At 38.8% G+C, this 12580-nt stretch carries 7 protein-coding genes; 6 read left to right on the top strand and 1 reads right to left on the bottom strand.

The annotated features are described in order from the left end of the window. Positions 1-63 precede the first annotated feature (63 nt). Entirely contained in the window at positions 64-504 is a 441-nt protein-coding gene (locus B3P16_RS06835) for a DUF1569 domain-containing protein (RefSeq protein ID WP_286842009.1), read from the bottom strand. Positions 505-1089: 585 nt separating this feature from the next. On the opposite strand from B3P16_RS06835, the gene B3P16_RS06830 reads away from it, so the two are divergent. The 6 genes from B3P16_RS06830 to B3P16_RS06805 all read left to right on the top strand — a co-directional run bounded on the left by B3P16_RS06830 (position 1090) and on the right by B3P16_RS06805 (position 12521). Then, positions 1090-1626 carry an RNA polymerase sigma-70 factor gene (locus B3P16_RS06830; protein ID WP_070566790.1) on the top strand — a complete coding sequence of 179 codons (537 nt, stop codon included), beginning with the start codon at positions 1090-1092 and terminating at the stop codon, positions 1624-1626. Between the two features lie 73 nt (positions 1627-1699). Then, positions 1700-2680, top strand: a complete 981-nt coding sequence (locus B3P16_RS06825; protein ID WP_286842007.1) for a FecR family protein — start codon at positions 1700-1702, stop codon at positions 2678-2680. An 85-nt stretch (positions 2681-2765) separates the two neighbouring features. Next, a complete protein-coding gene (locus tag B3P16_RS06820; protein WP_286842005.1) occupies positions 2766-6272 on the top strand; it encodes a TonB-dependent receptor in 3507 nt (1168 codons plus the stop codon). Positions 6273-6282: 10 nt separating this feature from the next. Beyond that, positions 6283-8274, top strand: coding sequence for a RagB/SusD family nutrient uptake outer membrane protein (locus B3P16_RS06815; protein ID WP_083295986.1), 1992 nt, complete (start codon positions 6283-6285; stop codon positions 8272-8274). An 85-nt stretch (positions 8275-8359) separates the two neighbouring features. Continuing rightward, entirely contained in the window at positions 8360-9862 is a 1503-nt protein-coding gene (locus B3P16_RS06810; RefSeq protein WP_286842003.1) for an alpha-L-fucosidase, read from the top strand. 127 nt (positions 9863-9989) lie between these two features. Then, a complete protein-coding gene (locus tag B3P16_RS06805) occupies positions 9990-12521 on the top strand; it encodes a glycoside hydrolase family 2 TIM barrel-domain containing protein (protein ID WP_083295985.1) in 2532 nt (843 codons plus the stop codon). Positions 12522-12580 lie beyond the last annotated feature (59 nt).

The following is a 12580-nucleotide window of genomic DNA, read 5'->3' as shown; positions in this document are numbered from 1 at the left end:
ATGACCTCCCCCCAAAAAACAGTATAACGCCTGACCCATGTAGAGGTTTCGTGGTTTTTTTGGTTACGCTCCAAACTGCTTTAAATGGTGGTTGCAATGTTTGTATATGAACTGGGCTCTGGATATTCTACCAAAGAACCTATGTAGAAATGTATCTTTTTCAAATGTTTCATATTTATCGATTAATAATTTCCAATTTGGTTTCTCTATTTCTAAATAATGTATGTCTTCATTTACGATAAATACAGCGGATGTGGGGGCGTTTTTGCCAAAACTTGTTATTTCATCTTTCAATATCCCCTTTATCGCATCTTGACCAACCATTCGCCCTAAAAATGAACGCTTAACCTTTATGGATCCCTGGTAATGTTGTTCACATAATATACAATGCTTGACCATTTGCGTTACTGTCATTTTTCCCCAAAGCGCATCGCTGTCCTCGTTTAATAAATTAATTCTTTCGACGACCGCTTCTCTTATGTTTTTCTCAAATATTGATTTCATATTAGAAACATTTATCTATTCTATCTTGATTTTGATCATTTGCAGTATTACAAATCTAACAGATTTGTTCTTCGATCGACTTTGCATAGGATAAGAAATAGATTTGCGTATCTAACGCATTGATGATAAGTTTAACTTCAAACGGTCATTTTCTTCATCCTTCAAACGTTGAAATTCTTTGATTAGGTAAATTTAAAAATGAGAACTAATCCATCGGCCTGAAAATATCCGCTCCGAAGTATAAACGTCGTGACAACCATTACGTAAATACAATAAATTACAAAGGATAAAATTTTACCCGCTTTGCTCATAATCCTCTGTTTTGTTAAAGTTTTCATTCCGAATATTCTTCAACCAAGTAAACATAATATAGTTTTAATTTAATAAAAAGAGATTTATAATTACGAGTCCTCAACAAAATTTAGACTAATTTTTTATTTAAAAATTTTATAGATCATTTTATACATTTGTAAAAAAATGTTAATATTGTACTTATGTAATACATAATATTGTTGGCATTTTTCATAATCTAACCAATTAGTCTTAAACATCTGCTAACCATTGAAGAACAATTTAATTACCGATATGGAATCGAATCAAGTGGAAAGTCAAATAGAGCACAAAATTTTGCGCTGTCTAAAAGACGGAGATATGCAAGCATTTTCCTTAGTATATAATTTTTACTGGGATGGCCTCTATACCTTTGCTTTACGATTGATGAAGGAAGAATCACTAGCACAAGATGTTTTACATGATGTCTTTACTGAGTTGTGGGCCCGTCATAAAAGATTAAACATCCAATCATCGTTAAAAGATTATTTATTCATTTGTACAAAAAACAGATGTTTTAAACTGCTGGGGAAATTACGTAGGTTAAATGAATTAGAGGAACACCTGTTGTTAGACATAGCTGTTGAGCATGATGAGCTTTCATATAAAGAACTCTCTGATCAGCTTGATGGATTATTAGCGAGACTTCCTACCAAAACAAGAGCAATATTTATCATGAGTCGCGAAGATGATTTATCCTACAAACAAATCGCCAAAAAAATGAACCTTAGTATCAAATCTGTAGAATATCATATATCAAAAGTCTTGAATAAATTACGAAAAGCCTTATAATTATATTCACCTTTTCGTTATTTTGTCATATTAACAAATTAAAATCTTTCAAATTCATCCGTATTATAAGCATATGCCCCTAAACGATAGAGAAGATATAAAAAAACAGACTTTTGATCGTATTCTAACAACGATTAGTAGAAAGAAACGTAAAAAGCGTTTGTTGAACGGGGCTATCCTATTTTTTGTTTTATCTATTTGTTCTACTAGCTTATACATTTTTTATCCTCGCTCCATTAATATCTCCCCCCAAAAATCTGAGCACATTTATGCGGATATTACAGCTGGAGACATCACAATTTCAGGATCAAGGCCCATGTCCCTTGCTGAATGGGAGAATAATAAAAACAAACCTTTCAAAGTCAGTAAAAAGAAAGATATGTTGATTATTGAACAGACAGAATCATCAACCTCCGAATTTGATGATGTTGTTCTGCGCGTTGGGGTTGGTGGATTGTATAAGGTTTTGTTAAAAGATGGAACTATAGTATTTCTTAATTCTAATTCTGAGCTGAGTTACAAAGGCGATTTTTTAAAAAATCGGATTTTAACTTTAAAAGGAGAAGCCTTTTTTGAGGTTGCTAAGAGACAGCAGGCTGATATTAAACAGGAGTTTATTGTTCTGACAGATAAACAGCGGATAGCTGTTTTAGGTACAAAGTTTAATGTTTTGTCTCGTGAAGGAGCCGAGCAGACTGTATTAACAGAAGGAAGTATAGCTTTAAAAAGTATTAAATCAGGAAAAAACAAGTTGCTTGTTCCTGGAGAGATGGCCATGCTGGATGATCAAGGATCTATTGATAAAACAATTGCTATAACCGAAGATTATACGTCGTGGAAAGATGGTAATTTGTATTATGAAAATAAAAGCTTGCGCTATATTCTCTCAGATCTTTCTAATATCTATCCAATTCATTTTGATCCCAATAAAGTTCCTAATCGAAATTTTACACTTTTTCTTAAAAGAGATCGCTCGTTTTCTGAGATTTTGGATCTCATAAAAAGATCAGGCAATTTGAACATCACGTTAAAAGGTCATGAATTAATTTTTTAAAAAAATTTTTTAGGGTAATCGCGTTTGGGAGACTCTTTATTGTAAGAATGGGAATAATGCCCCTTTTACAATAAAGCCTAAAAATATGAATAAAAAATTTCACCTGAGAAAAAACAAATTTTGGTTTGTTCGGGACCAATCTGCTTTAACTTTTCTAAAGCGATCGTCAAGAATAGGTACTATCCTTGGTTTAATAGCTCTCCAAAGCCTTCCCTTAGCCAAGGCACAAGAATTAAACCTCAATCTAAAAAATGCAACCTTATCAGAGGTCCTAAAAGAGATACGTAAACAAACGGGATATCAGATTATTTATGATTCGGATATTTTGCAAAACAAAAAATTAATCTCTTATTCTGGTTCCAAATTGGATTTGAGGTTAGTGTTGAAAAAAGCGCTCACGGAGCAGGATCTAGATTTTGTGATTGAAGGTAAAACTATTATTGTTAAACCACAGGAAAGGAATAGTTTCAAAAATATCCCAAATCAAAAATTAGAAAAGATAGAGATTAAAGGTACAGTTTTGAATGCATCGGGAAAACCAATTGCGGGTGTGACTGTGACAGAAAGAGGTACCTCAAATACTGTATTGACAGCAGAAGACGGAACATTTACTTTAAAAGTAGCAAATGAAAAATCTATTTTGGATTTTTCCTATGTGGGGTATGCTTCTTTAAGTGAAAACGCTAGTCGCAACCCAATGCTGTTGACAATGGTTAGTCAGGATAGAGCCTTGGAAGAAGTTGTCGTAGTGGGGTACGGAACTCAAAAGAAGGCAAATTTGACTGGTGCGGTTTCTTCCCTTGATGGTAAAGAGTTAGAGTCAAGACCTGTGCAGAATGTTGGACAGGCGCTGCAGGGCATGATTCCTGGGTTGAATTTACAGACAACTGGATTGGGCGGCGAGCTAAATCAAAATCTAAGCGTCAATATCCGTGGTGCGGGGACGATAGGCGTAGGGTCGAGTTCATCAGTTTTGGTTTTAATTGATGGGATGGAAGGTAATATGAATGCGCTGAATCCTCAGGATATTGAAAATATCACCGTGCTTAAAGATGCAGCAGCTTCTGCTATTTACGGCTCCAGGGCACCTTTTGGAGTTATCCTCATTACAACAAAATCTGGAAAATCGGGGAAGATAACAGCAAATTATAACAATAATATAAGACTGGGCAAGCCAAGAGGGCTACCAACGATGTTAGATTCCAAAACATTTGCTTACTATTTTAATGAAGTCGCAGCAAACGATGGTGAGGGTGCAAAATTTTCGCAGGAGGTATTGGAACGGATTGACGCTTATCAGAAAGGAGAAATAGAAACGACAACTACCCCAAATGCTAGTGACAGATTTCAATACTATACGGGATCTAATGGGAATACAAACTGGTTTAAAGAGTTTTATAGGGACTTTACAACTTCCCATGAACATACGCTCAGTTTGAATGGCGGTACTGAAAAGCTAAATTTTTATAGTTCTGCAAATTACATGGATCAAAATGGTTTGAACAGATTTGCTAATGATAATTTTCAACGATATTCGATAGCTACGAAAATCAATGCAAAGATTAGCGATAAGGTGGACCTCATGTACAATACGCGTTTTGTACGTGAAGACTACGAAAAAGCAAGCCATATGAATGATTTATATTATCATAATATAGCGAGAAGATGGCCTACGATACCTTTGTACGACCCAAATGGAAATTATTCCGAACCAAGTGAAATATTGCAGCTGCAGCAAGGAGGACGTTCAAAATTTCAGAAAGATTTTCTTTATCAGCAGCTACAATTACATTATCAGCCAATCAAAAACTGGAATATAACAGGAAATGTCAATTACCGCATTACGACTCAAAATGACCATGCCGAAATTTTGAAAGCTTATTCAAATGATGCAAAAGGAAACCCGTTTCTCCTTGCAGTAGGATACAATGCTGCGGGGTATACCAATGTGTCTGAATACAATCGCAAAGACGAATATTTCAGTACAAATTTCTTTTCAGATTATTCCTTTGACCTCAACGATGATCATCATTTCAAAATTTTGGCTGGTTTCAATTCAGAGCTCAATAAGTATAGAGATCTCAATGGAAGCATGAGCGATCTGATCACAGATAATATACCGACATTGAATACTGCCACCACCAATCCAAGGGCTTCTGGGGGCTATCAACATTGGGCTACCGCTGGTTTTTTTGGACGATTAAACTATAGCTACAAAGATAGGTATCTTTTTGAGGCTAACGGACGATACGACGGCTCTTCACGTTTTCCAAGAGATTTGCGCTGGAATCTCTTCCCCTCAGTTTCCGCTGGATGGAATGTAGCAAATGAGTCATTTTGGCCTATTAAGGAGCATGTTTCCATGTTTAAGTTACGTGGTTCCTATGGCGAGTTGGGAAACCAATATACGGACAATTGGTATCCTTTTTATGCAACAATGCCAGTAAGTATAGCTAATGGTACCTGGCTTTTGAATGGACAAAAAACAAATACAGCCAGTGCACCTGGGCTTATTGCCTCAACTTTGACCTGGGAGCGTGTATCAAGCTGGAATGTGGGGTTGGATCTGCGGGCACTTTCCAATCGTTTAGGTTTATCTCTTGAAGTCTATCGTCGGAATACATTCGATATGATAGGACCAGCACCAGAACTTCCCGCTATTTTGGGTACAGCTGTGCCGCGATTAAACAATGCCGAGATGAACTCCAGAGGCTTTGAAATTGAGTTAAATTGGAAAGATCATATCGGTAAATTGAATTATAGCGCGCGAGCTGTCCTTTCCGACGACCGTCAGACAGTCACCAAATATCCTAATCCTACAGGTACGTTGAGTACCTGGTACGATGGCCGCAAGAATGGGGAGATCTGGGGATATCAAACTTTAGGAATAGCACAGAGCGCAGAAGAAATGGCTGCACACCTCGCTAATGCCAAACAGTCTTTCGGGACAAACTGGCAAGCTGGGGATATTATGTATGCTGATCTCAACGGGGACGGTCAGGTTAATAATGGAGCCAATACGTTGGCGAACCCAGGGGATTTGGCAATTATAGGAAATTCGGCCCCACGCTATCGTTATAGTTTTGATTTAAATTTCAATTATAGTGGATTCGATTTAGGGATTTTCTTGCAAGGTGTTGGAAAACGCGATTATATGCCCAATGGCCCATATTTTTGGGGGGCGAATGGCGGGATGTGGCAGTCTGCTGGATTTGTTGAGAATATGGACTTCTACCGCGATGAGAATTCCACGATGGTACAGAACGGTGTTTTAGGTGTTAATAAAGATTCCTATTTACCAAGACCTTATTTTAACACCTCAAAAAATCAGCAAACACAAACTAAATATTTGCAGAGCGCCGCTTATTTACGTTTAAAGAATGCTCAATTTGGATATACGTTTTCTCCACAGCTATTGGCCAAGATAGGATTTACCAAAATTCGTATTTATGCATCAGGTGAGAATTTGTTGACTTTTACCAAAATGGCTAAGGTTTTTGATCCGGAAACCGTTGGACTAGGAGGATGGAACGATGGAAAAACATATCCATTTTCGACGACTTATTCTTTTGGCCTTAACTTGAATTTTTAATTAGATATATATGAAAACGACATATTATTTTTCTACAATTTCTTGGTTGTTATCGATGACCGTGCTGTTCACTTTGCATTCCTGTAACAAGTATCTGGACAGGGAACCCTTATCCAATGTAACGCCGCAGGAATATTTAAATACCGAAGCTGATTTAGCCGCATATACGGTTGGACGTTATGCCTTTCCATCACATTCTGGCTGGGGGCTTGGCACATTTGCCAACGATAACGGTACCGATAACCAGGTGACTTCAAGTTATTCGACTCGTTGGGTTCCGGGAGAATGGCGTGTGCCGAGTTCGGGCGGCGAATGGGATTTTGCTCAGATTAGACAGTTGAACTATTTTCTCGAACAGGTACTTCCAAAATGGAAGAGCGGTAAGTTAACAGGAAATTCAGCAAATATAACTCATTATGTGGGTGAAGCGTATTTTTTGAGAGCGTATGAATATTTTAATAAAGTACAGGCGCTGGGTGATTTTCCGATTGTTAAAAATACACTCAAAGATAATATGGAGGAGCTGACGGCTACTTCCATTCGACAACCTAGAAATATGGTGGTTAGATTTATTCTTTCTGATTTGGATTCGGCAATTACGTTGTTGAACGATGTAGCCCCTGACGGAAAAAACCGTATTTCAAAAAAGGCCGCTTTACTTTTTAAATCTCGTGTAGGGTTATTTGAAGGCTCTTGGCTAAAATACCACAAAGGAACTGCTTTCGTCCCTGGCGGAACTGGCTGGCCGGGCGCAAAATCGCACCCAAATTTTTCGATCAATATCGATAATGAGATCAATTATTTCTTAGAACAGTCGATGACTGCAGCTGCTCAGGTAGCCGATGCAGTCGAACTTGTCGGAAATACAAAGGATGATGGTTATAATTCATCTTCGAACCCCTATTTCAAAATGTTTGGCGACGAGAATCTAAATGGTTACAGCGAAGTACTTTTATGGCGGAGTTATTCAATGCCTTTAGGAATTACGCATGCTGTAAATCACTACATGAACCGTAATGGCGGAAATTCTGGATATTCTAGAGGCCTTGTGGAAAATTTTACGATGAAAAACGGACTGCCTATTTATGTTTCGAACTCCGGTTATGCAGGCGACGATTCCATCAGCCTCGTCAAAAAAAATCGGGATAATCGCTTACAGCTCTTTATGAAAGCACCTGGTGAATTGAGTTATACCAACCAGATTTCTTCGACAGGTGCTGTACAGACAGAGCCGAGACCAGATATTATCGGACTAGCCGAAACAAGGTACGTGACAGGTTATGCCGTGAAAAAAGGAATGAGTTATCTTTTTGCCCAAGCTGAGGGACAGACTGGTACCACAGGCTCAATTATATTTCGTGCTGTTGAGGCTTATTTAAACTATATTGAAGCAAGTTATCTTGCAAAGGGAATGATCGATGCAAAAGCGAATAGTTACTGGACAAAAATCAGAGAAAGAGCAGGTGTAAATACAGATTTTATGGCAACCGTAAATGCGACAGACATGCAAAAGGAAGCTCAAGGTGATTTTGCAGCATATTCTGCTGGGCAGTTACTATCCGACAAACTTCTTTATAATATTAGAAGGGAGCGCCGTTTAGAACTAGTTGCTGAGGGATTTAGATTTAATGATCTTAGGCGTTGGCGGGCGTTGGATCAATTGGCAAGCAATCCATACATTATTGAAGGGATGAGACTGTGGGGGCCTATGCAAGACTGGTACAAAGATAAAGGTGTATCGACTTTAATCGTACCCGGCACAGCAGGAAAAACCGCAAATGTGTCCTCACCACAGGAAAGTCAATATTTAAGACCCTATCGGATTAATCTTTCGGCTAACAATCTTGTTCTAAAAGGCTATAGCTGGACCAGTGCCCACTATTTGTCTCCTATAGCCATAAGTCATTTGAGCATAACTTCAACAGATGGTAGCCCAGCTGGTTCAATTATTTATCAAAATCCGAATTGGCCTTTAGTTGCCAATCAGGGAGCCAATCAATAATTGGTCGGAACCTTTACGAAAACTTTGAAGATAAGATAGTTCGGAGATTATTCCGGCTATCTTATTTTTGTCAGATAAATATCAAATGAAGAAAATTAATATCATTACTTTACTATTATTGGCAGCGGTATTTGATGCTGCGGCTCAAAATATGATAGCCTTACAGCCCGGAGAATCAGAATCTGCTATTGTAACCAAGGCCGCCAACGTGATACCGACCCAAAGACAGCTTGATTGGCAAAAGCTGGAAGTGACCGGATTTCTCCATTTTGGGATCAATACCTTCACAAATAAGGAATGGGGTGAAGGGAAAGACGATCCAAAATTATTTAACCCGACACAATTAGATGCAGAACAATGGGTTAGGACTGCAAAGGAAGGTGGAATCAAACTTTTGATTCTTACCGCGAAGCATCACGATGGCTTCTGCCTCTGGCAAACGAACACAACAGACTATTCGGTTAAAAATTCTCCTTACAAAAAGGGAAAAGGAGATGTCTTTGGCGAACTTGCTGCGGCCTGTAAAAAATATGGTATGAAGTTGGGCGTATATCTTTCCCCTTGGGATCGACATGAAGCTTCTTATGGGTCAGAAGCTTATAATGATTTTTTTGTTGCCCAATTGAGCGAATTACTGACCCGATATGGTCAGATTGAAGAAGTTTGGTTTGATGGTGCTAATGGAGAGGGACCTAACGGTAAAAAGCAGGAATACGATTGGAATCGTTATTATCAGGTTATACGTGAAAAACAACCTGAGGCCGTTATCGCAGTTATGGGACCCGATGTAAGATGGGTCGGTACAGAAACAGGGTATGGACGGGACACAGAATGGTCAGTTGTACCGGCTAGTAACCTAGCACAAAATCATATAGCTGCAGGATCGCAACAACAGATGAATATCAAACCGGCCGGAGATATGCGTCATAAAGATCTTGGGAGCCGAGAAAGGATCAAAGAAGCAAAAGGGCTGGTATGGTACCCAGCGGAAACTGATGTTTCTATACGCCCGGGATGGTTCTATCACGAGGAAGAGGATAACAAAGTCAAAAGCCCGGGTAAGTTGATGGATATTTATTTTAATTCGGTGGGGAAAAATGGTGTCTTGTTGCTTAATATTCCACCAACAGCTGCAGGCTTGATTCATTCGGTAGATGCTGCAAATTTAAAAAAGTGGAATGACTGGCGCACAGCATTGTTTTCGAAAAATCTTTTAAGCAAAGCCAAACTCCAGGCTGCAGGCCTCGTTTTAAAAAAATGGAAAAAAATGCCATTCTGGACGACGAAAGATGAAAAAATCAGCATAGCAACTTTTGAATATACCCTACCTAAAGCAACCGCGTTCAACGTTCTTTCCTTACAGGAAACCATCGCTTTAGGGCAACGTGTCGAGCGATTTAATTTGGAGATCTGGCAAGATGGAGTCTGGAGAGAAGTGTCGAAAGGAACTACTATCGGTAACAAACGTTTATTGACTTTTCCGACAGTTAGTGCCCAGAGATTAAGAATCAACATTTTACAATCTCGCCTAAACCCGCAAATAGAACAGCTGGGACTCTATTTCAATGAAAGAGGAGCATTTGAATAGCACATCATGATTTCAGCTTTAATTCCAATCACAAAAGATCTGAATAATTTTATTATGTTATACATAAGTTGTATTTTCGGATCTTCAATTTGTTTTTATGAACAAACTCAACCTTAAAATGCTATAGATGCAAAAAGAATCTAAATCTTATTTATCCATTTTTTCAACCCGAGGACTGAAATTTATACTATGTGCAATAATATCTATTGGACCAAATACTTTATTTGCTCAGGAACGAATAGTAACCATGCTCGAGGATGGATGGAAATTTACAAAACATGATCAGCCAAACTTCGCTGATATCGGATTGATTACAAGCGAATGGCAGACTGTTCGTGTTCCGCATGATTGGGCAATTTATGGCCCATTTAGTGCCAACAATGATAAGCAGCATATGGCTATTGCTCAAGATGGACAAAAGGAAGCATTGGAACATGCAGGTCGGACTGGTGGACTTCCGTTTGTAGGCGTTGGCTGGTATCGTAAAGAATTTGAATTGCCACAAAACGTTCAAAATAAGCGCACGGTTTTACAGTTTGATGGTGCTATGAGCAATGCTGTCGTTTTTGTGAATGGGAAAAAGGTCGGCAATTGGCCTTATGGCTATAATAGTTTTTATTTTGACGTTTCCGAGTATGTGAGTCCGGGTCAAAATTTGGTCGCGGTAAGATTAGAAAATAAGTCTGAGTCATCCCGCTGGTACCCTGGCGCAGGATTGTATCGAAATGTTCGATTGGAGATCACTGAAAAAACAAGTATTGCACATTGGGGCACCTATATTACGACGCCTGAGATCACAAAGGATTTCGCTCGAATTCAGGTTCGGACTGATTTAGCCGGTATAGATCTATCGAAAGATTCTCTTTCCTTAGAAACTATTCTTATCGATAGCCATGGACGCATCGTGGCGAAGAAGAATGATCAGATAGGCAACTACCAGATCCAGCAGATGCAACAGGAATTGTTCGTTGAGAAACCACAATTGTGGGAATTGCAATCCCCCAATTTATATAAGGCTGTCAGCAAGCTCTATCAGAACGGCAAATTAATCGATAAATATCAAACCGTATTTGGAATCAGAAGCATTGCTATGGTACCCAATAAAGGGTTTTATTTGAATGGAAAACTGACCGTATTTAAAGGAGTGTGTTTGCATCATGATTTGGGGCCTTTGGGAGCAGCTGTGAATGATGCCGCTATTAGGCGGCAGTTACGAATAATGAAAGATATGGGCGTTAATGCCATTCGCACTTCCCATAATATGCCGGCTCCGGAGCTGGTGCAAGCCTGTGACGAAATGGGTATTATGCTAATGGCGGAAAGTTTTGATGAATGGAAAATTCCCAAAATGAAGAATGGGTACAATCAATATTTTAACGATTGGGCCGAAAAAGATCTTGTAAATCTGATACGGCATTACCGCAATAATCCAAGCGTTGTGATGTGGTGTATTGGAAATGAAGTACCCGAACAAGGAAGTCCTGATGGATCTAAGGTCGCGAGATATCTGCAAGATATTTGCCATCGTGAGGATCCATCTCGCCCCGTTACCCAGGGGATGGACAACCCTGATGCGGTTATAAATAGTAGCTTTGCCTCAACGATGGATGTTGCAGGCTTTAATTATCGTCCATTTAAATACCCCGAAGCCTATAAAAAGTTACAACAGCAGTTAATTCTTGGTACTGAAACTGCGTCTACTTTGAGTTCTAGAGGTGTTTATAAATTTCCCGTTGAACGAAAATCGATGGCAAAATATGACGACCATCAGGCTTCGAGTTATGATGTAGAGCATTGTTCCTGGTCGGATTTGCCTGAAGATAACTTTATTCAGCATGACGATCTACCTTACGCAATAGGTGAATTTGTCTGGACAGGGTTCGATTATTTGGGCGAACCGACACCCTACTATACAGATTGGCCAAGTCATAGTTCTTTGTTCGGTATTGTAGATCTTGCCGGTATCCCTAAAGATCGATATTATCTTTATCGTAGCCATTGGAACCAGGAATTGCATACTCTTCATATTCTTCCTCATTGGAACTGGAAGGGACGCGAAGGACAGAAAACGCCAATTTTTGTCTATACAGATTACCCTGCAGCGGAAATTTTTATCAATGGAAAAAGTCAAGGAGTAAAAAAGAAAGATTTTGATGTTACCTTGGTAAATTCTAACGATAAAAAGGCACAAAATGATTTTATGCGTCAAAAGCGCTATCGTTTGATGTGGATGGATACTAAATACGAACCGGGTACGGTTACGGTAGTTGCCTATGATTCTTTAGGAAATATAGCTGCAAGAGATAGTGTAAAGACGGCAGGTAAGTTATATACTGTACGTTTAGACGTTGATCGGAAACAATTGAAAGCAAATGGAAAAGATATTGCTTTTATCACAGCTACGCTGGTTGATAAACAGGGGAATATAGTGACAGGCGAAGACCGAGAATTAAAATTCAAGGTAAAAGGTCAGGGGGCATTTAAGGCTGTGGCGAATGGAGATCCAACAAGTTTGGAATCATTTCAGAAGCCTTTCATGAAGTGCTTTAATGGTCAATTGGTTTTTCTTGTTGAAAGCAGAGACTCTGTTGGGGAAATTATAGCAGAAGTAGAAGGAAAAGGATTGAAGAAAGCAAGCGTCAAATTAACGGTGAAGTAAAAGATATGTTTCATCCTATAATGCTGTACAATCAGATAATATAGGTGTGTGTATAGATG

Origin of the sequence: Sphingobacterium sp. UBA7631, from assembly GCF_002483935.1 — a bacterium.
GTDB classification, from domain to species: Bacteria; Bacteroidota; Bacteroidia; order Sphingobacteriales; family Sphingobacteriaceae; genus Sphingobacterium; species Sphingobacterium multivorum.
This window is presented reverse-complemented; position numbering and strand designations above follow the sequence as displayed.

What these genes read in the sequence shown, in the direction of transcription:
- B3P16_RS06830 (WP_070566790.1), top strand. Translation starts at nt 1,090, where the DNA reads ATGGAATCGAATCAAGTGGAAAGTCAAATAGAGCACAAAATTTTGCGC.
- B3P16_RS06825 (WP_286842007.1), top strand. Translation starts at nt 1,700, where the DNA reads ATGCCCCTAAACGATAGAGAAGATATAAAAAAACAGACTTTTGATCGT.
- B3P16_RS06810 (WP_286842003.1), top strand. Translation starts at nt 8,360, where the DNA reads ATGAAGAAAATTAATATCATTACTTTACTATTATTGGCAGCGGTATTT.
- B3P16_RS06835 (WP_286842009.1), bottom strand. Translation starts at nt 504, where the DNA reads ATGAAATCAATATTTGAGAAAAACATAAGAGAAGCGGTCGTCGAAAGA.
- B3P16_RS06815 (WP_083295986.1), top strand. Translation starts at nt 6,283, where the DNA reads ATGAAAACGACATATTATTTTTCTACAATTTCTTGGTTGTTATCGATG.
- B3P16_RS06805 (WP_083295985.1), top strand. Translation starts at nt 9,990, where the DNA reads ATGCAAAAAGAATCTAAATCTTATTTATCCATTTTTTCAACCCGAGGA.
- B3P16_RS06820 (WP_286842005.1), top strand. Translation starts at nt 2,766, where the DNA reads ATGAATAAAAAATTTCACCTGAGAAAAAACAAATTTTGGTTTGTTCGG.